This window comes from Flavobacterium sp. B114r (assembly GCF_056824125.1).
Genome location: NZ_CP124858.1, coordinates 4,413,609 through 4,438,010 on the forward strand (window position 1 = coordinate 4,413,609; position 24,402 = coordinate 4,438,010).

Below are 24,402 nucleotides of genomic sequence, written 5' to 3' on the forward strand. Positions count from 1 at the left end.
GGCACGTACAAATAAACTCATCGGCTCTAAATTGGTTTTTAAAGGTTCTGATTCTATTTTTGCCGATTGCTTTTATATCTTTTATAAATATAGTGTAATATTGTCATAAAATCCAAAAATAAAATGTCTCCAACCTTTTTTAAACCATACATATTCACCGGATTACATATCCTTGCCTGGTTATTATTAGGGTTTACCCTACTGTTTTACATACCTTTAACATGGAATATTGTGCTGCCAACAATCTTCTGGTTATGGCAATCTATTGTGCTGTTTTTTATGATTGTTATTTTTTATTCTAATGCACAGCTTATAGTTCCAAGAACAATTATAAGAGATAACATAAGTCCGTTTTTGTTATGGGCACTTTTTATCATTTTTGCCATGCAGTTTATCGCTTATATCTACAATTACAATACTGATTTGCATAGTAAACTGGCGGAAATTTTAGGTTTTAAAAAATATAGAAATGATTATTTTGACAACTATGTTTTCACAATTAGTCTCTTAGTTTTAGGTATTAGCACCAGTTGGGCGATGTTGCATCATTGGCAAAAAGCAGCTCAACACAAGCAAAAACTGGAACAGGATAAAACAATGGCTGAACTTGCTATGCTAAAGGCGCAGATCAATCCTCACTTTTTCTTTAATTCGCTTAACAGTATTTATTCACTTACTTATACCAATATCGAAGATTCTCGTGGTGCACTACACACCTTGAGCCGTATGATGCGATATTTGCTTTATAGTACAGAAGGCGAAAGAACTACTTTATTAAAAGAAGCAGATTTTATGAAAGATTTTATAGCTTTGATGAAGCTTCGCGCCAATAGTAAATTAACCATAACGACAGACATTCCGGAAAAAATAATCGATTATCCAATTGTTCCTATGTTGTTATTGCCTTTAGTCGAAAATGCTTTTAAACATGGCGTACATGCTACTGATAAGAGTGAAATACATATTAAACTGAGACAAAATGAAACTAATCTTGAATTTGAAGTGGAAAACACTTTCTTTGAGAAAACTTCTACTACGGATCAAGGCGGAATTGGATTAACAAACACCAAACGAAGATTGCACTTAATCTATCCTCATAAACACATTTTGACCTGCGGTGTCGATCAAAATGGCAAATACAGAGTAAATCTGCAAATAACTTTAGAACAATGATTGTATTAAAATGTATAGCAGTAGATGATGAACCACTCGCATTGAGACTTGTGGAGACTTTTATAGAACAAACTCCTTTTTTAGAATTAGCCTGCAGTTGTGATAATGCCGTTGAAGCTATGAGTTTAATACGAGAGCAGCAACCGGACATTGTTTTTTTAGACATTAATATGCCCAATTTAACGGGTATGGAACTTGCCCGACTTTTACAGGAACAGCCGGGACCATTGCCCAAAATTATCTTTACGACAGCCTATAATCATTATGCTATTGAAGGTTATAAAGTAAATGCCGTAGATTATCTTCTAAAACCGTTTAGTTACGAAGAGTTTTTGCGTGCGGCTAATAAAGTCCTGCAAATGTCTGAAGAAGCATCTAATCACTTTCAGTCTATAACGGCAGATGATGAATTTATCTTTTTGAAGGTAGAATATCAATGGGTCAGGATTTCTTTGAAAGATATTTTATATATCGAAAGCCTGAAAGATTATGTAAAAGTGCATCTCGAAGATTCGCAAAAATCAGTAATGTCCTTAATCTCTCTAAAAGCGCTGGAAGAAAAATTACCTGCATCAAAGTTCATGAGAATCAACCGTTCTTTTATTGTTGCATTAGAAAAAATAAATTCGATAAGTAAAAATTCAATATTCGTTAATAAAACCGAAATAACTGTTGGTGAACAGTATAAAGAGACTTTTAAAACCATTGTAGAAAAATGGTTGAAATAATTATAATATTAAAGTAACATGGAAAAAAGATCAAACAAATATTATCTTACGTTAAGTTTAAAAGAATACGCAAACGGCGAAACTGAGCCGGCAAAAGAACTTGGAATACAATTTGACAATCATGACGAAGTTTTCAGTATTATAGAAAAAATAAAAGATAAAAATATTTTTGAAGATCCTAATGATGCAACTCAATTTGCACTTGGATTAAAACTATTTAGTGAAGTGAAATTAAAGCATCGTAAAAACCCACTTTTTGATGAACTGAATGAAGTTTTTCCTGTTTTTATGAAAAAGCTGAAAAGTTTGTAATGAATAAACGTGATCTTGTCATTTAGGCGAATGAGAATTTTTCTGTATTCATAAACATAATCTTGTCATTATCGAAGAGAGAAATCACATTATAAATTCCTGTAACGAAAATCGATAATCTTTGTTGAGTTACTTGTGCGATTTCTCTCTTCGATCGAAATGAACAAAACGATAAATTCCTGTAACGAAAATCGAAAATCTTTGTCGAGTTACTTGTGTGATTTCTCTCTTTGATCGAAATGACAAAACATTATATAATAAAAAATGCCTCATGTATTGAGGCATTTTTTATTATTGAAAAAGAAATACAACTTAAGCTTTTGCTTTTCTTTTTACGGTACAACCAATTTCTTTTGTTTCGGTAATAGCTGGTTTTTGATTGCTTTTTAATGATGCAATCACATCTTCAGCATATTTTATTTTTTCTGTTTTAGTTCCTTCAGGATCATTATCGATTGCTCCTACATACTCTACAATATTTCCTTTAGCTGTTTTAGAAACAATATAAAGATGCGGCGTATGTTTTGCTCCGTATTGGTCTGTTACTACTTGTCCCTGATCAAATAAATAAGGGAATGGATATTTTTTATCTTTTGCTAATTTTTGCATTTTATCAAAAGAATCTGCTTTCGAAGCTTCCGGATCATTCGGGTTAATCGCAATTACGGGATATCCTTGTGACTTGAATTTTTTATCAAGCTCAATTATTCTTTGTTCGTAAGCCACTGCATAAGGACAAGTGTTACAAGTAAAAACAACAATAAATCCTTTTGCTTTTGGGTAACTTTCAAAAGATACTTCTTTACCATCAACATTTTTTAATTTGAAATCCGGTGCTGTTTGTCCTGCTTTTAATGTCGCAGTTTGTGCCTGAGCAAATAAGATACTAAATACTAGTACCGTGACTGTAGTAATGAACTTTTGCATAATTTATAGTTTTTTATATTCAGTTAATAATTGTTCGTAGGTAAATTCAGTTTCAACAAATTTTCTTTTATCTCCTTTGATGAAGAGTGTTGCCGGAATACTTCCTGACCAGTTTTTGTCGATTCGGTCAATATATTCCTGAGGACTGCTTTCGTTTAACAGAAAAACTTCGCTTTTCATGTTTTTTCTCTTCACAAAGGGAATTACTGCCGAATTTAATTTTGATTTAAAATCAACACTGACTAATAACACAGCCAGTTTTTCTGATTTATATTCTGCGCCCACTTTTTCAAAATGAGGTAATTCCTTAATACATGGTGCACACCACGTTGCCCAAAAATTGACAACATAAGTACTGTCTTTTCCGTTTTTTATCCTTTCGTTGAGCTGATCAATGTTTAGCAACTTTACATTTTGACTGTATCCTGCTATCGAAAAAGCAAAGAATAATAAAGTACATATTTTAAAAGCGTGGATTTTCATATTCGTCATTGCTAAAATTAATTTTGCCTTACAAATATAATTTAATGACAAGTTACTTTTTGTTAATAAAAGTTTAATGCATTTAAATTTAGCCATTAAGGCGCTAAGACACGAAGCTTATTTTTTAGTATAGCTTCTTTTTGCTGCCAATTACAAATTCACATTGTCAGAAATTCAGAATATTCTGTTGTTAATCTTCTATTTTTTTGATTATCTAATCATCTAGATTTCATGTAAATCTTATGATTTTACGACATTACAGAGTTCTATCCTGCCACATTCATCTTTATAAATTTAAGTTTATCTTTTTGCCACTCAAATTCCCACCAGAAAGAGTATTCATCACTAAATTCGCTCGGATATATGGATTCGCCAATTTCGGTACCTCCTCTACTGCTGTATTGTATCGTTATATTATTTTTATCAATTTTTAATTCATACGCCATAACATAATCTCCGTTATCGATAGTTACTGAATACAAACCTCTATTTTTCGACCAGTTTATATCTTCAAGATTTATCTTTGTCAAGGCTTCGGTTATATTCTTGTATTGTTCGTTTTGGGTAGAGAACGAATATCTATTCTTAAGGATCGTTTTATCATTAGAAAGTACAAACGATTTAAATGCTTTAAGCTCATTTATTAACTTGTCCCGTTCTGCTTTAAGTGCAGCGATTTTTTGCTGAAACATTTGTATATTTTGCTTCTCAATAGTGATCAATACAATTTTGTCATTGTTATCTAAAGACCTATACCAGTTCATATTAGAATAATAACTATCTATATCTCCCGTTTTGAATCTATATCCTTTTCTGGCATACAAATCATTTGAGAGAAAACGCAATTCATCAATACTTAGGTTTTCGATTTGTTCTGGTTTGATGTTTTTAGATAAACAGGTGGCACAATTTTTAATTAACTGTGCCTGTGCCGTACTGGAAAATACTAATATTGCAAGTACTATTTGTAGTTGTCTCATTCTTCTCAATTAATAAATTAAAGACGCAACGCTAAAGAATCGAACCTTTTATGCTCCTGTTCTATCATTTTTTTTAAAGGTTTAATTTTACTATAATGTATTGAATCCTGCTCGCCATTAATAAGTTTATGTTCCTTATCATCATTTATGACAATTACAATATCCGAACCATCATATTGAATACGGCGTTCGCTACTACTAATTTGGTCAAAATCTTCCAGATTTATAATACCTACTATTTTATTCCATGTTTTGGGTAAAGTTGCTTCTGAGCGTGTCTTTGTTTCCTTATAATTGGCCCATACATATTTTGTTGAATCTTTTGAAATCGTAATACTTGAACTTGCAGCGCCTTTACCTCCATTTTCGATACTATATGAAATGGAGGAAATCGGATTCACACTTTTTTGCGTACAGGAACTAAGTATTGCCAAAAACAGAGTCATTAAGAATGATAACTTAATTTTGTTATACATAAGGTATTTTAAAAATTTTTACGAATCAGGTTTTTAGGTTGTTAACAAACTTCAGAGATTCCATATTATCCATTTTAGTAAGAGACAAAATGCCGTTTTTATTCTCATTGATACTATTAATTCTAAAACAAAATTCATTTCCATCTTTGCCCATTAAAGTAATAAATTCAATAGTATCATCTGAACTGTTTCCACAGTTGTGCGAAACTGTATAACGATACATTACCTTAAAAATATCCTTGTCATAGTTATAAACTTTTCCATCCTGACTGAAAATCCATTTTGTATTTCGGTTTGCATCAACATACCAGGTTCCAATAATTTTTTTTGAAGAAGGATCTTGATTTTGGTTTTGCCCGAAGATTGTAGCAATCTGCAAAAGCAATAACATCACTAAAAATAGTTTTTTCATGATTTTTTATTGTTTAATGTTCTGTTTGAGTTTCACACTTAATATTTTGTTGCTCAGAGAAAAACTCCAATTGCCTAAAAACAGGAATCAACGATTTCCCTTTTTCAGATAAATTATATTCGATGTGAAGCGGTTTCAGTTTGATAATATTTTTATCTAAAATTTCAAAATCCTCAAGTTCACGAAGTGCAACTGCTATAGATTGTTTATTAGCCCCTTTAATATCTCTTAAAAGTCCGTTGAAACGTAAAGGTCCGCTTACTGCCAATAAAAAAATCTGTGGTTTCCATTTTCCGGACAGCAATTTTAGAAGTCCTTCTGCAGGACATTCATTTTCTTTTTCTAATTTATTTTCTGTAGTCATATTTTTTAGACTAATTGACTTATGATTAAAGATGAGCGAACTTTGCAGTAAAATTATAAAAATTAAAACCTAAGCGTAAATTTAAAACAGTTATTTATGAAAAGGTTGTTACTATTATTAATTCTGATTTTCGGTTTAAGCTGTCAATCGCAAATAACTTCAAAAATGAACGAAAACAAAACTAATCTGTTATTATGCGATCCTGTCACCGGAACATGCGAAATGCCTGGCGATGAAAAATTAAGTAAAAGTGTCTCTATTAAAACAGACAATAAACCTGTAAAAATAGTCTATTACACAGATCCTATTTGTTCGTCATGCTGGGGGATTGAGCCACAACTAAGAAAACTAAAACTAGAATATGGTAAATATATTGATATTGATTATCGAATGGGTGGTTTATTGCCTGATTGGTCTTATAACAGTGGCGGGATAAGCAAACCGTCAGATGTTGCCCATCATTGGGATGAAGCAAGTTTGCATTATGAGATGCCAATTGACGGAAATGTGTGGATTGAAGATCCTCTTGATTCTTCTTATCCGTCTTGTATTGCGATGAAAGCAGCGCAAATGCAGAGCAAGGATAAGGCGGTCTTATTTATGAGAATTCTTCGTGAGAAACTGTATCTGGAAAAGAAAAATATTGCAAAATGGGAAAATATTGCAGAAGCCGCTCAACTTACCGGCCTTGATGTGAACAAATTAAAAATTGATTACGAAAATAATGCGAAGATTCTATTTCAGGAAGATTTGAATTATGCAAAAACACTTGGCGTAAGAGGCTTTCCTACTTTGCTTTTTTATGATGGGAGTAATAATCGGTTAACGGTTTATGGTTCTAAACCTTATGCTTTTTATGAAAACGCCTTATTGGCTTTATTTCCAGATGCAAAAAAGAATCAATTTGAAGATCAAAATCCGTTATCTCTTTTTGAAATTTATCCTACTTTAACTCCAAAAGAATATGCTGTAATTCTGGATAAAACTTATGCTGAGGCGATAACTATTTTAGAAAATTTATTCGAAAAAGGAGAACTGAATAAACAATCTATCAGAAATGGTTCTCTTTATAGTAGAAAATAATCTAAAATTAAAAGTCGTGGAGACCACACTCTTCGGCTTTTAATTATAATGGAATTTTTTGAATCTCTTCCAGAATCAATTCTGCTGTAGCATCAATTGCTTTTTCAACGATATTTTCCGGTTTCCCTTTAAAGTTAAAACGTCTCGCTATTTCTTTATTGGGCAAAATAATATGAACGAAGATCGTACCTACAGGTTTACTTGCTGTTTCACTTCCGCCGGGAGTTGTTAATCCGGTTAAGGCAACACATATTTCCGATGGAACATATCGATGAAAATTCTGTGCCATTAACTTGGTAACCATAGCTGATTCTGCAGTATGTTTTTTAATGGTTCCGTGCGGAATCAGCAGTAAATCTTCTTTCATAGAATGATGATAACAAACCATTCCTCCTATTAAAATTTTACCTGAATTTATAACGGTTGAAAACTCATAACTTAATCTTCCTGCAGAGGCACTTTCGACAAAAGTTATAGTCAGTTTTTTTTCTATCAAAGCCTGGCAACATTCAATTACCTTTTCAGAAGCCATATTATTATATATTAAATTACTTGATTTTATTCTCCTGTTTCGCTATGTGGCGCATCTACAGGTTTGGATTGTGAAGATCCTTTTTGTCGTAAAAATATTGATAACACAATGATTGCAAAAATTGACAGAAACTCGCTTTGCCAGTTTTGAAAAGATTCGAACCAAAAACGAGATTGTCCTAAATAATCCGCTAAAGAAACCTGCTGATCTCCTTTTAAAACATTCATTGTATTTTCATCTTTAAAACTTCCGTAAAAATGAAGAAAAAAAGAAACGATAAACAGCAGGAATAAACTTATGGTGAGCGAATTTTTATAAAGAGATAACGAAATTCCGCCTTTTTTTACTGGCCATGGCGCATCTTTTCGCTGTGGAGAAGGTTCGCGATCAACTTCTTCCTCCCCATCAAAACCTTTAGATTCTGATGAACCTTTCTGCCTTAAAAAAATAGTTAGCCAAACTAACAAACCCATTTGCAAAAACTCACTTTCCCAATTCTCAAAAGTAGCTTCAAAGAAATGTCCGGTGGTCAGATAATTACTCATTGTAATTGCATGACCACCGTTTTCTATAAGCTCTTTATTATATTCTTCGATACCAAAATAAAGCTGACCTAAAAATGCTCCTATAAAAAGTAACAAAAACACAATCGAAAGACTGTTTTGATATATAATTTTTTTCATTTTTTGCTTATTAGAAAATACATTTCAAAATTTATTGTTGTTTAATAATTGCTTCACGTTCCCAGAAACGGTGTCTTCCCATTGCTTTTATAAAAGAAGTTGCCAAAGCCTTATCGCCTGTTTTTTCGCTGGTTAAAATTCCCGCATCTTTATGCAAATCATCTTTTAGAGGAAGTACCTGAACTCCCTGACCCTCGGCAGCAATAAACTTGCAGTGATGGTAAGAATCTTTTATAAACTCAGCTACTTCTTTCTTGTTTTTAAGAGTCAGAATTCCTTTTCCGGCAGGAATAAACACAGCATCAAATAATACTGAAGCTGCAATAAGATAACTTTGATCTACTGGAATTTCTAAACCTTCTTCTGAAACAATTGTCCCCAGATGCGGTGCAATAATTACGGCCTTTGCTCCGGCTTCTTTCAACGCCGCTTTCATCGTTTTTATCGAATTGGCATTTACACCTTCGGCACATAAAAAAGCAACTTGTCTGGTGGCAATTGTATTAGATATCGTTGGGTTTTTCAACATACTTAAAGCATCTGAATTCTCAATGGATTGTTTTATTTCTTTAGGTTCTTGTTTTCCCTCATCATCTGCTCCTACTCCGTGATTAATTGGTTTTTCTGGCGTTGCCGGTACATTTAATCCTAATGCTTTGCCGACTTTTGCAGCCAGATTTTTATCAATTTGAGATAACAATCCTAACATACACGTTCTAATTGCAATAGTTTCTACTTTGCCTAATTCAAAAGACAAGGCATCTCCAATATGATTTTGTTCAATTGGCGTTTGGCTGTTATAAAAAAGTTTTGCCTGACTGAAATGATCAGAGAAACTTTCGCTTCTTTCGCGGATTTTATGAGCATCGATTCGCTCATTAAAACTGCTAAAACCACCCTCGTCTATTTTTGCCTGAAACGGACACCCGCCTCCTAATGAATTTGGATGATAACTTACACGTCCGGTTGGAATTTCCTGGCGCATATGACCGTCCCGCTGATTATTATGCATTGGTGCAACGGTACGGTTGATTGGGATTTCATGAAAATTAGGACTTCCTAATCGTGATAATTGTGTATCTGTGTAGGAAAACAATCGCCCTTGTAATAACGGATCATTTGAGAAATCGATTCCGGGAACAACATGTCCGGGATGAAAGGCAACCTGTTCTGTCTCTGCAAAGAAATTATCCGGATTTTTGTTGAGCACCATTTTACCAATGATTTGTACCGGAACTAATTCTTCAGGAATTAATTTGGTTGGGTCCAAAAGATCAAATTCAAATTTATGTTCGTCAGCTTCCGGGATAATCTGCACTCCTAATTCCCATTCAGGAAAATTTCCGCCATCGATTGCTTCCCATAAATCCTGCTTGTGAAAATCAGAATTTTTACCCGATATTTTTTGTGCTTCGTCCCAAGCTACACCATGAGTTCCTAATTTAGGTTTCCAATGAAATTTCACAAAATGAGATTCATTGTTTTTATTGATAAATCTAAAAGTATGAACTCCAAAACCTTCCATCATTCTTAAACTTCTCGGGATCGCTCTGTCGCTCATCACCCACATAATCATGTGCATAGACTCTGGCATTAGCGAAATAAAATCCCAAAAAGTATCGTGTGCAGATGCTGCTTGTGGCATTTCATGATGTGGTTCCGGTTTTACGGCATGTATTAAATCGGGAAATTTCATGGCATCCTGAATAAAAAACACCGGCATATTATTCCCTACTAAATCATAGTTTCCTTCCTGCGTATAAAATTTAACCGAAAATCCACGTACATCACGCGCTAAATCTGTCGAACCTCTTGAACCTGCAACAGTAGAAAAACGTACAAAAACTGGCGTTTTGATACTTTTATTATTTAGGAATTCTGCTTTAGTATATTTTTCCATAGATTCATACAATTCAAAATATCCATGAGCCGCAGAACCTCTCGCATGAACGATTCTTTCCGGAATTCGTTCGTGGTCAAAATGGGTTATTTTCTCTCTTAAAATAAAATCTTCTAATAGCGAAGGTCCTCTTTCGCCAGCTTTAAGGGAATTATTATTGTCATTAATTTTTACTCCCTGATTTGTCGTCATGAATTGATTGTCGGCATTTGATTTATTAAATTCTAAATCTCTTTGCTTTTCATCCGCATGATCCTGACTTGGTTTTTTTGAATTTTTCATGTTAAAAGTTGTTTGTTTTTTTTAAATAAATTTTAAAAACAGCTTCTTTTAAATCTCTCTTTAATGTCGTTAATAAGCGATTATAAGATGGACAAGCTCTAAATAAGTAAGACAAATTTAGTTTACTATACAACCAAGTATTTACATGATTATGGACAAAATTTACATTTTTTAAATATTTGGTAATCAACAACTAAACAATAATACCTTATTAAAAGTAAATTTCTATTTAGGTAAAAAACAGACTCTCTCTATCACAAAACAATTATAGTAATAAGTCTAAACATTACATTATAAAATACTGTTAACTATATAATTAGATTTTATTTTTATGTAATATGTTTTTTACGTTTGTGAAGTAGATTTGTAGTATAACAATAATTAAAAAATTAAATATCATGAATGCAAAAGACAAAAAAAACAGCAGCACTGAAACATCAGGTGCTAAGTCGATGGATAAAAAAATAGACAAAAAGGAAACCTCTCCAAAAAGAGAAGTGCAACACAATCCTAAAGACGATAAAAAACCGTCGACTACAAAAAAGTAATTAATTCTAAAGTATATAAATATGGAAAATGGAAGCAACCAAAATTACGGTAGAGAAAATCGTGATTTTAATCAGGACTTAGATACTCTTATCGACAAAGAGAATAACTATCAGGATAAGAAATATGAAAATCATGACGAATATATAGATGATGTTAATCATCAGACTAACGATTATAATCGAAATGAAAACAATCCCGGCGAAGAACCAATTCTTAATGGCGAAGATCAAATTACAAACGATCAGGATCCGGAAGATTTAGACGATTCGCTGGAGAAAGATGGTGATCTTGATGATGATGATTCAGATGAAGATGATGACGATTTAGATCTGGATGAAGTTTCACACGATCCATTTCCGAGCACTAATCCGGAAAATTTCTAGACATTATGACATATTTTAGTTAGAGAACCGTTAAGGATTTGAACTTAACGGTTATTTTTTGTAAATTAGAATTTGATATGGAATTCTATAATAAAAAAGTATAACTATATAATGGTAATGGATTGAATTGCAGTAATTTTAATTTTTATAATTTGAATAAATTAAAATCGACTTAGAAAATGCTTTTTTATCATGGAGATCACAATTCAAATCATCTGGTTATTTGTTCTGGCTATTCCGATAGCCTGCATTAGTTGGACTGTAACGCATGAAGAAATTTTTAAGGAACCTCGTGAATGGTGCATAAAACATTCGAAAAACGACAGGACTCTTTTGTCCAGAAAGGTTTTTTATCTTTTTACGTGCGAATATTGTTTTAGTCATTATGTCACAATTGCTTTTTTGATCTTTTGTAATTATAAACTTTTACTAAATGATTGGCGTGGCTACATTCTGGCAGGATTTTCGCTTGTTTTTATAGCGAACGTCTATATGAGTCTTTTTGCTTTGCTAAGACAGGCTATTAAAAAAGAAAAAGTCGAAATTGAAAAAATTGAAAACGAAACTGATGGCGAAAAGCTATCTACATAAAAAGTATAACTAAATAAATTGAAAACTCATGGAAAATTTAAATTTTATAGATCCATTATTACACGGAATAACGCCTGAAAAAACAAGCAACGCAATACCAAACCTTTCTGCGAAACAATTAGTTTGTGCCGGAGTAAGCTCATTATTAATAGGTGCAGTTCTAAAAAAAGTTGGACAAAATAATGCTGCTGCTGTTATTGGCGGTCTTGCATTGCCATTATTAGCTTCAGCATGTTACAAACAATTTACTAAAGTTGCAAAAGCAAAAAGAGAAATTAATGACAGTAGTGGTATTGAATATAATCACTAATCTTTGTTGAAACTCTATACTAATGAATAAAAGAAATATTTGTTGGCCACCAATTCACGAATTATGCTACATCATCAGCTATAAAGATTCGCGAATTCGTGGCCTATTTTTTTGATCTGAATAGAAGGATAATTTCCTAAACTGACGAAAAAAAAGGCTGCCTTTTTCCGGCAACCTTTAGAATCGTAAAAAAATATCCTGACTATTTTTTAATTGGATTTTTTATGGTATCCAAGTGAACAGGATTTGCTGTAGGATCTGATATTATTTTTGTTGTATTGGATTGTTGTTTTTTACCGGTTCCTACTTTTTGTGCCGTACTTTTTTTAGAAGCTCCAGGATTTTTTACAGTATCTAAACGTACAGGATTAGCGGTTGGATCAGATACTATTTTTGTCGTATTTGCTTCTTGTTTCTTTCCGGTTCCCACTTTATGCGAACTATTTTTCTTAGCAACTACTTTACTTTTTACTGTATCAATACGAATAGGATTCGCAGTGGGATCTGATACTATTTTTGTAGTGCTCTTTTTTTTGTGACGTTTGCTGCGCCATTGCCGTTCCTGAAAACAAGATCATTGCAAAGGCTAAAAGTAAATTTTTCATAATGTTGATTTTTTTAATTAAAATGGGGTAATATATAAACCAATCTCAATTTAAAGCCGACATCTGAATTAAGTTACTTCAATCAAAATCAATCTATAAGCGCATACCAAACTAACAGGATTATTTGACCTGTATATTTCCTTCGGCCCAATTGAGGGCTTTATTAAAATCTAGCTTTTTAAAACCTTTAAATTCTCCAGGAACTACATAACTAAATCCGTTTGTGAAAGTAATTATCTCATCAGAATCTGTAACTATTGCTGCCCTATTCCATTTTCCCAGATGTTTTAATCCTAACAAAGCATCTTCTAACCATGCGCCAGCGGTAAAATTCTTAATGTCTGTATCGAGCACCAGCAAAAAGTTGATTTCATTGGTTTGTTTTACTAAATGTTCTACAGCCGGAACAACGGCAGATAGAAAATCTTCTTTAGTTACTTCTGCTAATGCTCTAAAAGCTACAATATTGTCTGTTGTATCAATTTGATGTATCATTTTATTTTATTTTTGAATTGTGTTATGTATACTTTTTACTCTCTGTAATTTTCACTTCAGAATATGAGAATTACTCTCAAATTTAGTTATAGAATGCCTTTCGACTCTTATAATATCTCATTCAATTTTTACATTATAACTATCTAAGCATCAATACAAAATGAAACAAAAAAAAAAAAAAAACACAAAAGACAAAGCTGGCAATTATGATTGTTAAGAATAATTTTTTCGTTTTACATTTTAACCACAATATTGTCTTTCCGAGCGAAGGAAAAATCACAAAGCTGAAGATAATGATTTTTAAGTACTACTATTTCTTCATAAAAAAAACCTGTCTCTTTCGAAACAGGCTCTTTGTAAAAAAAAAATAAACTAACACAAAACTTTAATTGTAACCTTGATTTTGTTTGAAAAACTTTTGATCGATAACCGTTTGTGGAATTGGAAATACTCTTCTAAAGGGTTGAGAAGCAGATTTTGCAGTTCCTGGTAAATCAAATTTTCCAAAACGTATACTTTGTGGTCTTCTTTGTAATTCCCAGTACAATTCGAAACCTAATTCTTTATACAATTGCTGTGAGTCTAATGAAGTAAGTGCTTTTCCTGTAGCGCTTCCGAATAATGATTCTCTTTTTCTGCTTGTACGCAGTTTATTAAGATCGATCATAGCAAGACCACCGTTTCCTTTTCTAAAATAGGCCTCAGCTCTCATGGCATAAATTCCTCCTAAACGGAACAACGGAATGTCGACATTACTGTTACCATTTCCTCCTTCAGGATCAAATTCATATTTAAAAACACGAGCTCCCTGATTGATTTCGTTTTGAGCAAATACAGATTTAGTTGGATCTGCAAATGTCAATGATGGCGTAAAATTCATTCTTGTACCCGTACTTTTTTCCATAACTAATGGAGAAACTTTGATACGGTTACCTATCATTTCAAGAGATCCTGAAGGCAATAATATTGGTCCGTATTGAAGTCCGGCCTGAATTCCTCTATTAAAATGGAACCAAGGCAGTGCCGGGCTGCTTTTAGGTATAATGTCTGTTGCAGGAACACTTACATCTGTGCCATCATTCATAAACCAAGTACCATCAGCATATTGATAATGCTGCTCGAATCTTGGATCATCGTGATTACCGTCCCAGGTTGCGTAAAATTCAGGAGTTGTACAGGCAGCATTTGTCCCTCTGTTTGCAGCAGATGTTCTCTGGTTACGCTCCATACACACATAAGCAAAACTGTTAGAACCGTTACGGATATAATCTATTTTTTGAGAAATTGCGAAAATAAGTTCTTTACCATTATCGTTGTCTCTTGCAAAGTTTTTGAAAAAATCACTTTCTAAACTATATTTTCCTGAATCGATTAGTAGTGATGTATAATAAATAACACGATCCATATCTGTTCCTGTGCTTCCGGTAACAGCCGGTTCATTAAAATTGAAACTGGATGCAGCATTATAACGGTCTTTAAAAACAGCACGATTTAGATACATTGTGCTTAAAAAAGCATAAGCCGCTTGTTTGGTAAATCTTCCGTGGTGTGTTCTTTGTGTACCAATATCAGCCAAGTTTGGTATTAAAGCTTCAACATCCGTAATTAATTTGTCGATCTCAGTCTCTGCTTTCAAAATTTGCAAAGGCGCATCTACATTCAACGGATCTCTGGATGGAGCTTGTCCGTACAAATCTAATGTCGTGTATGTATAATAAGCTAAAAGCGCTTTTGATTCAGCCAAAAATAATGCCTTTTCAGGAAAAGTACTTTCTTGTGCAGACTTAATTGCAGTTAAAGAACGAGTAATTCCGTTTGTCAATAAATTCCAGTTATCCACTATGATCGCATTACTTGAAGTCCATGTAAATTCATGCATGTCCCTCCATTTTCCACCATCTCCCCAGTCGCTTCCGCGAGTTGGTAAAATAGCTTCATCTGTAGTATATTCCTGCATGGCAAAAATAGCGCCGTGATCTACAAAAGTTCCGTCTCCAAGTCTGTCATAAGCCGCAGCAAGGGCACCGGCAGGATCTGTAGCGTCAGTTCCCAGTTTTTCATCCAACACAACTTCATTAAGATCTGTACAGCTGTTTAAGAGAAAAATAAAAGAGAATATTGTTATGATTTTTATGCTGAAAAATGTCTTTGTCTTCATTATTTATAATTTTAAAGTTGCTCCGAAACTGAACGTTCTGGAAGTTGGGTAACTAGCGTAATCAATACCAATAGATTGGTTTCCTCCACTTGATTTTGGGCTGTTGATTAATGGGTCGTAACCTGTATAGTTTGTAATTGTAATTAAGTTTTGGCCTGTAATATAAAGAGTCAATCCATTTAACCAGTTCACTCCTTTTAGATCAAAATTATAACCAATACGCGCTGTATTCAATCTGATAAAATCTGATTTCTCTAAGAATAATGTCGATAAAATTGGAGAGTTTGCTGCATTTGCTCCAGACTCATAATAACCTGTAGCTACATTTCGGTCAGATGCCAAGTTATTTATGTTTAATGCATTAAGTCCTGTATTATTCAACAAATAACCTCCTGTTTGACCAATAATAGAGAATGAGAATGTAAAGTTCTTGTATCTCATATCGCTATTGAAACCATAATAAAAAGTTGGCAATGCTCCTTCGATAATAATTCTGTCGCTGTTGTCGATTTTACCATCTCCGTTTTGATCTTTAAAAATATTTCCGCCTTTACTGTCAAAACCAATATGCTCTAACAAATAAAACGAACCTGCCGCATAACCACTTTTGTAAATGTTAGCATTTACTCCGGATTGTCCGGGCCCTGAAATCGTTCCTGTTAAGATTTCTGAAACCGGCAAATCTTCGATTTTATTTTTTAATGTTGCACCGTTCATATCGATGTTCCAGCTAAAGTTTTTAGTATCTACTAACTTTGAGCCTAACATAAACTCAAAACCTTTGTTCACAATTTTTCCATCGATATTCGTCCATACAGTCGTTGTAGGTTTCAAAGGACTTGACGGAACGTTTAAGATCGCATCTGTAGTTGTTTTGTTGAAATAATCAAGAGTTCCGTACAACTTATCACCCCATAAATTAAAATCTAAACCTAAATTGTATTGTGTAACTACTTCCCATTTTAAATCAGGATTTGCTGTTCTGGTTACAGAAACTCCGTTTACAAGATTCAAATCATCATATAAATAATATCCATCCGGACCTGATAAGGAATAACTTGCTTTAGTAAGTTTGTTCTGAACTTCTTGATTTCCAGTCTGTCCCCAACTTGCTCTTAACTTTAAGTTGTTTATTGCAGCTACATTTTCTAAGAAACTTTCTCTGGAAATATTCCATCCTAACGCAGCTGATGGGAAGTAACCGTATTTGTTATTATCACCAAAACGAGTCGAACCATCTGCTCTCATCGAAGCTGTAAGAAGGTATTTATTGTTGAATGTATAGTTGATTCTTCCAAAATAAGATTGTAACTCATTTTCCTGAGCATATCCGGTAGTTCCAGACTGTATTCCAGCAAAACCAGGATTAATAGATGGCTTAATGCCAGCTCCCTGCGCAGCGATTCCGTCAATACTGAAACTTGTACCTGATCTTTCAAATTTTTGATAAGAGAAACCTCCCAAAACTTCAAATTTCTGTTTATCCAAAGCCAGATTATACGTTAAATAGTGCTCGATCAGAGAGTTCTTAGAATCTAAATTATTCTGAACGTATTTTCCTTTTGGATTTAAATCGGTTACGTTTGGATAAATTGTTGTGTTTCTTTCAGCCGTAGAACGATCGATACCAATGTTTAGTTTATATTCTAATCCGTCAACAATTCTTAACGAAGCCTCAAGATTTCCTAAAACTCTCAACGTACGTGTTTGATCCTCATAGATGCTTAATAAATAAGCAGGATTATAATGCGCATTCATGTTAAAGTTGGTAAACTTTCCGTTAGCATCATAAACTGATCGTGTTGGGTTTGCCATTAAAGTATGTACAATCAACTGACCGTTTGAACCACCGTCATCACTAGTAGGAACACCATCATCTTTGGTTTCACTAGCCGTAAGATTTACTTTTACTTTCAAACGTTTGTTATCAAGAAAAGATTCGGCAGCATTAATTCTACCCGACATACGTTTGAAATTACTATTTCGGATAATACCTTCCTGATCCATTTGAGCCACAGAAGCATAATAATTTCCTGACTCTGTTTGCTTAGAGAAAGACAGTGCGTTGTTTTTTGTAACTGCCGTTCTGTAAATTACGTCCTGCCAATCAGTGTTTCCGCCATGATCAAAAGCAGGTTCTTTAATAGCGCCTCTATATTGACTTGCACTTAAAACATCCAGTTTATTAGCTACAGTCGAAAGTCCTGTATAGGTATCAAATGTCAAAGTTCCCTCGCCTTTAGATCCTTTTTTAGTCGTTACCAAAACAACTCCGTTAGATCCTCTTGCACCGTAAATTGCTGCTGCAGACGCATCTTTAAGAACGGTAATCGATTCGATATCACTGCTGTTCAAAAAGTTCAAAGGATTTTTTGCAGATGAAGATCCAAAACCAACATTACTTCCTGAAGGGCTCACATCATCATTTGCCAACGGAACACCATCTACAACAAACAAAGGTGTGCTTCCGCTTCTGATCGATCCAACTCCACGAATCGTAACGTTTACTCCTGCTCCCGGTTCTCCACTTGTACTTACTACACGAACTCCGGCCACTTTTCCCTGTAATAAATTATCAGGCGAAATGGTAACTCCTTGCTTAAAATTTGCTGCTTCAAGTTGTGTAACAGCTCCAGTAACATCTTTTTTAGATTGCTTACCATAACCTACAACCAAAACCTCATTTAGTTCCGCCGTATTTGGCTCTAACTGAATGGTCATAAAACCTTTTTGAATTGAAACTGTCTTTGTTTTATAACCTACATACGAAACCTCGATTGTTTTTCCTTCGCCAACCGTAATTTCAAATATTCCGTCGAAATCAGAAACAACTGAATTAGAAGAACTAGTTTCCATAACGTTGGCACCAGGAATTGGCACTTTATTTTCGTCAACAATTTTTCCCTTTATCTTGATTCTTTCAACTGCATTATTAACAATTGTTTTAAGGGCTATTGTTTTTTGAATTAAAACTAATTTGCCATTTATATTATAATTAAAATTAGCTTTTTTAGAAAGATCACTTAAAATTAAAGCAATAGATTCATTTGTGTAATTTACTGTGTAAGTGGCATTATCAGCAATAATAGCCTGTCCGTAACTGAATTTATAATCCGTTTGGGCGCTCAGTTTTGAAAAAATAGAAACAAGTGTTGCTTTTTCTATTTTATTTTTTACATTTGATTCTTCAGGGAAATTAGTTTTACTGTAACCACTTTGCACGGCCAGTAACGCTAGTACTAAAAAGACGATTCTCCTTAGATTTAAATAGGTAAGTTTAAAATACATGATTTAAGTTATTGGTTTTTTTACGATACTTAATTATAAATGGCAGTTGTTCTCAGCAACTGCTTTTTTTGTTTTTAATTTACTTTTACTATTTCGCCATAAACTTTGAATTTTAGGTTTGTGATGTAATTAATTTGTTCTAAAACATTCTCTAATGATGCGTCCTTCTTGATGAACACCGTTAACGGCGTTGCTAATACATGTTCATTATTGTACTGAAATGAAACTCCGTATTTATATTGTAAAATCGTGATAACTTGCTTTAATGTAGTTTGATTCAGCGTCACATCTGTATTGTACCAATTGACCAAAAATGATTTATCAGCCATTTGCTTACTTAGTTTTTGTGCTGTAAACAAAGCTTCTTCATTTGGAACTACATCGACACTTTGCCCTTTTCCTGAAACATTGACTTTTCCGGTTACAACTATAACCTCGCATTTTGATTTTGAAAGCTGAATGTGAAATGAAGTTCCCACCACTCTCGTTTTGATTTCGCCGGAACTAATTATAAAAGGATGCTTTTTGTCTTTGGCAACTTCAAAAAATGCATTTCCTTTTAGTAGTGAAACTTTTCTTTCTCCGCCTTGAAATTTTTCAGGATACTGAAATAATGAATTTGCTGCCAGATAAATTTTCGAGCCGTCACTTAATTCGATAGATTTGGGGATATCTGACGTTTTAAATGATAATTGCTTTTCGGCCGTAACGTTTGGCTTATAGAAAATTCCTAAACCAACAAGAAAAAGAATGCTGGCAGCTGCCATATATTTCACATAAGGATTGAAGCTTTTCTTCTTCCCTATTCTAAGTTGAATATTTTCATATATGTTTTGAGAAACCTGATTCGAATTTCCCATCGAAGTTTCATCCCAATCTGAATTTTGATATTCGTTTAAAGCAAAACTATTCAGTAAATTTTCTTCTGCTTCAGATGTTTTGTTTCGACTGCTTTTATCGACAAGATATTCTAAACTATGCTTGATTCTTTTTATCATAATACTTCTTATTACAAGTAAGTACCAGAAATGTAAAATCGTACTATCGGGAAATATTATGAAACCGTTAACACAAAGTTATCTTAAAACTTTTGATGTAAAATAATGAATGGAGCAAGCCAGGCAAGGTCTTTCAGGCCTTCTCGCAATTGCTTTAAGGCCGAAGAAATTTGATTTTTAACAGTTTGTTTCGAAATTCCAAGTTCCTCAGCAATCTGATCAATTGACATATCCTGAAATTTGTACATAAGTAAAACTTCTTTTCGTTTCTCCGGAAGCTGATCTAATAAGGAATAAAGCACATCCATTAATTCAGGATCAATCGAACTGATATTATCAATAATATAATCTTCGAATTTATCTTCCAGAATCGTCTTATCGAACCTGTTATTTTGGTAATGTTTGAAGACCTGGTTTTTTACTGCTCTGAACAAGTAAGGTTCGATGGCATTAATATTCAAATCGTCTTTTCGTTCCCATAAATCAATAAAGACATCCTGAACAATGTTCTGCGCCAAGTCTTTATCCTGAGTCATCGTATACGAAAAGGCATTGAGCTTTTTCCAGTAATCAGTATACGTTTTTTCAAAAATTTCAGGGTTTTTCATAGCTTATTTTGGAACTGTTTGGTGATGTAAAATAATAAAATGTTATACCAAACTTTTTTGTCTGAAGGTTATCTTTAAATTAAATAAAGAATTATTTTGATGTAGAAATACTACTATTTTCGGGCAATGATCACAATCAGGTTGCGATTTCTTGCTTTTTTAATAACATAAAAATCAAACACAACTCCTAATTTAGTTTCCGCTAAAATACCGTTTGGATATAAGTATAAAACATAACACGAATTGCACTATTTGTCACTAATTCGTTCCTGAAATTAATTTCACAAACAAGGTTTACCTGTTCAAATTCGTGCAATTCGTGTTCAGATTTTATAATGCTTCCGTCCACATGGTGACTAAAAAGGTAATTTTCTTATGCTGCGTCCACAGTATTAATAAAAATTACACTCTCAAAATCATGAAACAAATTCTGTTTACCTTATTTATTGCCGGCACAATACATTGCAACAGTCAGATACAAAATGACCATCTAAAAATCAATCAACTGCAAGTAATCGGATCCCATAATAGTTACCGCCAGAATATCGAACCGGATCTCTACAATCTCATTCAGGCAAAAGATACTTCGCGTTCACTAAAGGGGTTGCAATACACCCATATTCCGCTTACAGAACAATTGAATAAAGGTTTAAGAAATCTTGAAATTGATGTTCAGGGAGATACAAAAGGCGGAAGATATGCACATCCAAAGGGATTGGACATTGCAAAATCTGACGAACCTTATGATCCAAATGGAGAGATGAAAAAACCTGGTTTTAAAGTTTTTCATATGATCGATATTGATTTTAGAACTTCATCTTACACTTTACAAAGTTGTCTTGCAGAATTAAAAAAATGGTCTGACGCAAACCCTGATCACATTCCGATTTTTATTACGCTGGAACCAAAAGATGATGATAGTTATTTAGGTACAAAAGCCGAGAAATTTACGCCTCAATTGTTCGATGCTTTAGACAAAGAACTTCGTAAAGGTTTAGGGAATAAACTAATCACGCCGGATATGGTTCGTGGAAAATACAAAACCTTAGAAGAAGCTGTTTTAAACAATAATTGGCCAACATTGAAAAAAGCAAAAGGTAAATTTTTATTTATCTTGGATAATAATGGAGAAAAAAGAGATTTGTATGCCCTGAATCATCCTTCCTTAAAAGGACGTGCTGTTTTTATCAATGCTGATCCCGGAAAACCCGAAGCAGCCACTTTATTCCGCAACAACTCTGAAGATCCTGAAATCACAAACTTGGTTAAAAAAGGATACATCATAAGAACCCGTGCAGATTCTGATACTAAAGAAGCTCGCGCCAATGATTACAAACATTTTGAAGCTGCTAAAAAATCCGGCGCTCAGGTAATTACAACAGATTATTATTTGCCAAGTACTCTTTTTAATTCTCCTTACCAGATAAAATACGATGATGGCAGTTATGTGAGAGTTAATCCTGTGAATGGAGTTGAATAAGTTTTCAGTCTCAGTCCCAGTTTTCAGGTTGGGATGAATAAAATTTAACCGCAAGGTACGCAAAGATTTTTTATCTCATTTTAATGCATAGAAAACGCAAAGTTCGCAAAGCTGATCGTTAATATAGCTTTGCGAACTTTGCGTTTTTAATAGATAAATCCGTTTAAATCCGCGTTTTCGCTTTAGCGAATCCGTATCATTCGCGTACTTCATAACCACAATCCCTTTCCGATCTCAAAGCAAAGCGAACCAAATCAAATCTTAGCGAACTTTGCGCAAAATCTTAACGCCCTTTGCGGTAAAATCTACGCCTACCTTAAACTCATTTCAAACTTGAAACCTGAAACAAAATAAACCTGAAACTATTTTTCACTCTTAATCTCCCCCGTTTTCAAATTTACACTAAAATGATCCGCCGAAACTTCGTGCATGAATTTATTGAAGATGATCAGAAACAACCGCATTTGGTTTTGCAATTCATTTTCTTTTGATGCATCCTCCCTATGATTCTCGAAATATAACTGAGATAAGACTTTATATTGTTTCGCTCTTGCGGTTCCAACATCGACCAAAGCCAATTCATCGGCGCTTCTGAAACGGTAAAAATCGACCAGAAGATCATAACCTGTCCAATTGAAATCTTGCTTTTTCAGATCGTTTTTAGCTAGAAATTGATCGGCTTTACTTTCTGCTTCCGTCCATTCTTTTTTAAAATTTTCTTTATTTTTTAAGATAACATCAAAATCTTTATCGGATTGAATATTTGCCAGAACCAACAAATCTTTTCCGGAAACATTCAGGATAAAATTCTTAAAACCTACAGGCCAATCATCTTTCAGAAAACGCAATCGAACCAACTCCTTCAAATGAAAATTAGTAAAATCGTGATAATTTTTAGTTTTCAAAATATCAATATTCCAAATATCTTTTGTGTTCTGACTTTCTAAGAATTGATACTCCGTTTTGTACAAATCAAAAAGTTCATCGTATCTCGGCACCTCATCAATTGTAATAGTCTGAATATCTACCAGATTATCTTTTTTGATCGTCAATAATTTATATGCGGGAATATAGGCTGCCAAAGAAGGCGTTTGAATATTTACTAAAGTATTTCCTTTTGCTGTGGTACGAACTCCTGTATCATTAATATGCATGTGCCCGCCAAAGTGAATCTTTAATCCCGCATCTGCAAAAACCTGTGCTACTTCTTCGACCGGAACGCGGTTCAATTGCCATTTGTTTGGCCCAAGTAATTCTTTTATTTCCGTAGAAGCGTCATCATTAAAATCAATCATCGGAAAATGACTGAAAGCGATCAATGTTTTACCTTGCATTTTGGCTTGCGCCGAAATTTCTTCTACCCATTTTATTAGGTGTTTTTTATTCGAAAGTACATTATTATATCCTGTACTCGCTTCAGCGTAACTTTTAGAATCTTTTGGATCTCCATCATTTTTCTTCGGAATATAAACATTGCCATCAATTGCCATTAACCAAAGTCCTTCGACTGGTTCAACCACATAACTCACATCCGGAACTTCAAATCCAGGTGCCACACTATAAACTCTATTGGATAATAAAGCAGCTTTCGACGCTTTTTCGAAACTATAATTCTCAGCAGTATACGTAGAAAATGGTGTTGCCCAGAATTTGCATTTTTTATTTGGATAAAAACCAAAATTTTTCAAATTGTCTGTAATTCCCAAATAACCCATTTTAGCAATATCGGCGGTCACAACAACGGGCTGTTCGATGGTTAAATTAGGCGTATATAAACCGTCTTTGCTATAAATGGGCTGACTTTTTCCGTCTTTGCCTAAAAAATCTTCTTTACCGGATTCTTGTGCAAAAGGTCCAACGGGATCGTGATTTCCTGTCGTGATGAAAAACTCGATATTGTATTTTTTTCTATATTGATCTAAGATTTTCTCTAATCCTTTTACATGTATTGGCTGACCATCATCTGTATAATCTCCGGGAAGTGCCACGTATTTTATCTTTCGTCTGGCGATATCTTCTAAAGCGGCTATAAATGCAAAATAATTCTCATTGAAGATTCGGGTCGAATGCAATTGAGAAGCCATCGTTCTCATCAAAACATATTTACCTGTGTTTGGATTCAAAATACCTTTATAATCATTATCTGAAAAGGTTCCGAATAAATCCTGTAAATGAACATCGGATAAAAAAGCAACTTGCGTTCCATCGAGATTTCTTTGTTTTTGTGCGGAAATAGTAATATTCAACAAAATAAAAAACAGAAGGGTTAAAGAAGTTTTATAAGGAGAAGTAATTTTTAAAGTCATAGCTCAGCTTTTGCAAATGGGATTTCTAAACATCAAAGAATCTGCAATTTTAGGAATTAAAAGCTGAAATACCTTTATCGTAGTGTTACGGAATGATAATATTTATGGCAATAAGGGAAATTTAATCGGTAAGTTTATTTAAACGCGAAGTCGATTTAACCGCAAGGTTCGCTAATTTTTTTTATTAAGTAGCTGTAATAAAGGAAAAGTTCGCAAAGCTTTGTATTCAACCAGCTTTGCGAACTTTTTGTTTATGAACATAATGTAGTATAAAAAACTTTACGAACCTTGCGGTT

At 33.6% G+C, this 24,402-nt stretch carries 26 protein-coding genes; 9 read left to right on the top strand and 17 right to left on the bottom strand.

The annotated features are described in order from the left end of the window. Positions 1-123: 123 nt before the first annotated feature. From QLQ94_RS18580 to QLQ94_RS18590, 3 genes are read left to right on the top strand one after another with little or no spacing between them, the layout of a single operon-like run. A complete protein-coding gene (locus QLQ94_RS18580; protein WP_271334124.1) occupies positions 124-1,173 on the top strand; it encodes a sensor histidine kinase in 1,050 nt (349 codons plus the stop codon). Next, positions 1,170-1,901, top strand: a complete 732-nt coding sequence (locus QLQ94_RS18585; protein ID WP_271334123.1) for a LytR/AlgR family response regulator transcription factor — start codon at positions 1,170-1,172, stop codon at positions 1,899-1,901. The genes QLQ94_RS18580 and QLQ94_RS18585 overlap by 4 nt, the downstream gene beginning before the upstream one ends. Positions 1,902-1,919: 18 nt before the next feature. Continuing rightward, complete coding sequence (locus QLQ94_RS18590) at positions 1,920-2,213, top strand: DUF3861 domain-containing protein (RefSeq protein ID WP_271334122.1); 294 nt, start codon at positions 1,920-1,922, stop codon at positions 2,211-2,213. 312 nt (positions 2,214-2,525) lie between these two features. Here the strand turns inward: QLQ94_RS18590 and QLQ94_RS18595 are convergent, their stop codons facing one another. From QLQ94_RS18595 to QLQ94_RS18620, 6 genes are all read right to left on the bottom strand, one after another. After that, positions 2,526-3,140 carry a thioredoxin family protein gene (locus QLQ94_RS18595; RefSeq protein ID WP_271334121.1) on the bottom strand — a complete coding sequence of 205 codons (615 nt, stop codon included), beginning with the start codon at positions 3,138-3,140 and terminating at the stop codon, positions 2,526-2,528. A gap of 3 nt (positions 3,141-3,143) precedes the next feature. Continuing rightward, positions 3,144-3,632, bottom strand: a complete 489-nt coding sequence (locus QLQ94_RS18600) for a TlpA family protein disulfide reductase (protein WP_271334120.1) — start codon at positions 3,630-3,632, stop codon at positions 3,144-3,146. A 257-nt stretch (positions 3,633-3,889) separates the two neighbouring features. Then, complete coding sequence (locus QLQ94_RS18605; RefSeq protein ID WP_482498103.1) at positions 3,890-4,603, bottom strand: YARHG domain-containing protein; 714 nt, start codon at positions 4,601-4,603, stop codon at positions 3,890-3,892. Positions 4,604-4,620: 17 nt separating this feature from the next. After that, complete coding sequence (locus tag QLQ94_RS18610; RefSeq protein ID WP_482498105.1) at positions 4,621-5,037, bottom strand: hypothetical protein; 417 nt, start codon at positions 5,035-5,037, stop codon at positions 4,621-4,623. A 67-nt stretch (positions 5,038-5,104) separates the two neighbouring features. Continuing rightward, on the bottom strand, positions 5,105-5,491 hold the full coding sequence (locus tag QLQ94_RS18615; RefSeq protein ID WP_271334117.1) for a hypothetical protein: 387 nt from the start codon (positions 5,489-5,491) through the stop codon (positions 5,105-5,107). A gap of 13 nt (positions 5,492-5,504) precedes the next feature. Continuing rightward, complete coding sequence (locus QLQ94_RS18620; protein ID WP_271334116.1) at positions 5,505-5,855, bottom strand: winged helix-turn-helix transcriptional regulator; 351 nt, start codon at positions 5,853-5,855, stop codon at positions 5,505-5,507. 165 nt (positions 5,856-6,020) lie between these two features. On the opposite strand from QLQ94_RS18620, the gene QLQ94_RS18625 reads away from it, so the two are divergent. After that, a complete protein-coding gene (locus QLQ94_RS18625) occupies positions 6,021-6,938 on the top strand; it encodes a DsbA family protein (RefSeq protein ID WP_482498107.1) in 918 nt (305 codons plus the stop codon). 43 nt (positions 6,939-6,981) lie between these two features. On the opposite strand, the gene QLQ94_RS18630 is transcribed toward QLQ94_RS18625, so the two are convergent. Genes QLQ94_RS18630 through QLQ94_RS18640 form a run of 3 tightly spaced genes read right to left on the bottom strand, consistent with a single transcriptional unit; the run spans position 6,982 to position 10,335 of the window. Then, positions 6,982-7,470 carry a CinA family protein gene (locus QLQ94_RS18630; protein WP_271335967.1) on the bottom strand — a complete coding sequence of 163 codons (489 nt, stop codon included), beginning with the start codon at positions 7,468-7,470 and terminating at the stop codon, positions 6,982-6,984. A 26-nt stretch (positions 7,471-7,496) separates the two neighbouring features. Continuing rightward, positions 7,497-8,153, bottom strand: coding sequence for a DUF6766 family protein (locus QLQ94_RS18635; protein WP_482498109.1), 657 nt, complete (start codon positions 8,151-8,153; stop codon positions 7,497-7,499). A 31-nt stretch (positions 8,154-8,184) separates the two neighbouring features. Further along, complete coding sequence (locus tag QLQ94_RS18640) at positions 8,185-10,335, bottom strand: catalase (RefSeq protein ID WP_482498111.1); 2,151 nt, start codon at positions 10,333-10,335, stop codon at positions 8,185-8,187. Between the two features lie 398 nt (positions 10,336-10,733). On the opposite strand from QLQ94_RS18640, the gene QLQ94_RS18645 reads away from it, so the two are divergent. From QLQ94_RS18645 to QLQ94_RS18660, 4 genes are all read left to right on the top strand, one after another. Beyond that, positions 10,734-10,883, top strand: coding sequence for a hypothetical protein (locus tag QLQ94_RS18645; protein ID WP_482498113.1), 150 nt, complete (start codon positions 10,734-10,736; stop codon positions 10,881-10,883). Positions 10,884-10,904: 21 nt separating this feature from the next. Beyond that, positions 10,905-11,267, top strand: coding sequence for a hypothetical protein (locus tag QLQ94_RS18650; RefSeq protein ID WP_271335963.1), 363 nt, complete (start codon positions 10,905-10,907; stop codon positions 11,265-11,267). 192 nt (positions 11,268-11,459) lie between these two features. Next, positions 11,460-11,858, top strand: a complete 399-nt coding sequence (locus QLQ94_RS18655) for a hypothetical protein (RefSeq protein ID WP_271335962.1) — start codon at positions 11,460-11,462, stop codon at positions 11,856-11,858. Between the two features lie 28 nt (positions 11,859-11,886). After that, positions 11,887-12,168, top strand: a complete 282-nt coding sequence (locus tag QLQ94_RS18660) for a PrgI family protein (RefSeq protein ID WP_271335961.1) — start codon at positions 11,887-11,889, stop codon at positions 12,166-12,168. Positions 12,169-12,370: 202 nt separating this feature from the next. Here the strand turns inward: QLQ94_RS18660 and QLQ94_RS18665 are convergent, their stop codons facing one another. The 7 genes from QLQ94_RS18665 to QLQ94_RS18695 all read right to left on the bottom strand — a co-directional run bounded on the left by QLQ94_RS18665 (position 12,371) and on the right by QLQ94_RS18695 (position 20,320). Next, on the bottom strand, positions 12,371-12,598 hold the full coding sequence (locus QLQ94_RS18665; protein ID WP_482498116.1) for a hypothetical protein: 228 nt from the start codon (positions 12,596-12,598) through the stop codon (positions 12,371-12,373). A 46-nt stretch (positions 12,599-12,644) separates the two neighbouring features. Beyond that, the gene (locus QLQ94_RS18670; protein ID WP_482498118.1) at positions 12,645-12,773 is read right to left on the bottom strand and encodes a hypothetical protein; all 129 of its coding nucleotides are present in this window, start codon (positions 12,771-12,773) and stop codon (positions 12,645-12,647) included. Positions 12,774-12,893: 120 nt separating this feature from the next. Then, positions 12,894-13,268 carry a SpoIIAA family protein gene (locus tag QLQ94_RS18675; protein WP_271335959.1) on the bottom strand — a complete coding sequence of 125 codons (375 nt, stop codon included), beginning with the start codon at positions 13,266-13,268 and terminating at the stop codon, positions 12,894-12,896. 385 nt (positions 13,269-13,653) lie between these two features. Next, positions 13,654-15,426: a RagB/SusD family nutrient uptake outer membrane protein gene (locus QLQ94_RS18680; protein WP_271335958.1), complete on the bottom strand. Its 1,773-nt coding sequence runs from the start codon at positions 15,424-15,426 to the stop codon at positions 13,654-13,656. Between the two features lie 3 nt (positions 15,427-15,429). Then, positions 15,430-18,714 (bottom strand): SusC/RagA family TonB-linked outer membrane protein, encoded by a 3,285-nt coding sequence (locus tag QLQ94_RS18685; protein WP_271335957.1) that lies wholly within the window; start codon positions 18,712-18,714, stop codon positions 15,430-15,432. Between the two features lie 74 nt (positions 18,715-18,788). After that, the gene (locus tag QLQ94_RS18690; RefSeq protein ID WP_271335956.1) at positions 18,789-19,712 is read right to left on the bottom strand and encodes a FecR family protein; all 924 of its coding nucleotides are present in this window, start codon (positions 19,710-19,712) and stop codon (positions 18,789-18,791) included. An 83-nt stretch (positions 19,713-19,795) separates the two neighbouring features. Further along, positions 19,796-20,320: an RNA polymerase sigma-70 factor gene (locus QLQ94_RS18695; protein ID WP_482498121.1), complete on the bottom strand. Its 525-nt coding sequence runs from the start codon at positions 20,318-20,320 to the stop codon at positions 19,796-19,798. 418 nt (positions 20,321-20,738) lie between these two features. On the opposite strand from QLQ94_RS18695, the gene QLQ94_RS18700 reads away from it, so the two are divergent. After that, positions 20,739-21,800 carry a phosphatidylinositol-specific phospholipase C1-like protein gene (locus tag QLQ94_RS18700; RefSeq protein ID WP_271335954.1) on the top strand — a complete coding sequence of 354 codons (1,062 nt, stop codon included), beginning with the start codon at positions 20,739-20,741 and terminating at the stop codon, positions 21,798-21,800. A gap of 362 nt (positions 21,801-22,162) precedes the next feature. Here the strand turns inward: QLQ94_RS18700 and QLQ94_RS18705 are convergent, their stop codons facing one another. Continuing rightward, entirely contained in the window at positions 22,163-24,106 is a 1,944-nt protein-coding gene (locus QLQ94_RS18705; RefSeq protein ID WP_482498123.1) for a metallophosphoesterase, read from the bottom strand. Between the last annotated feature and the right edge of the window lie 296 nt (positions 24,107-24,402).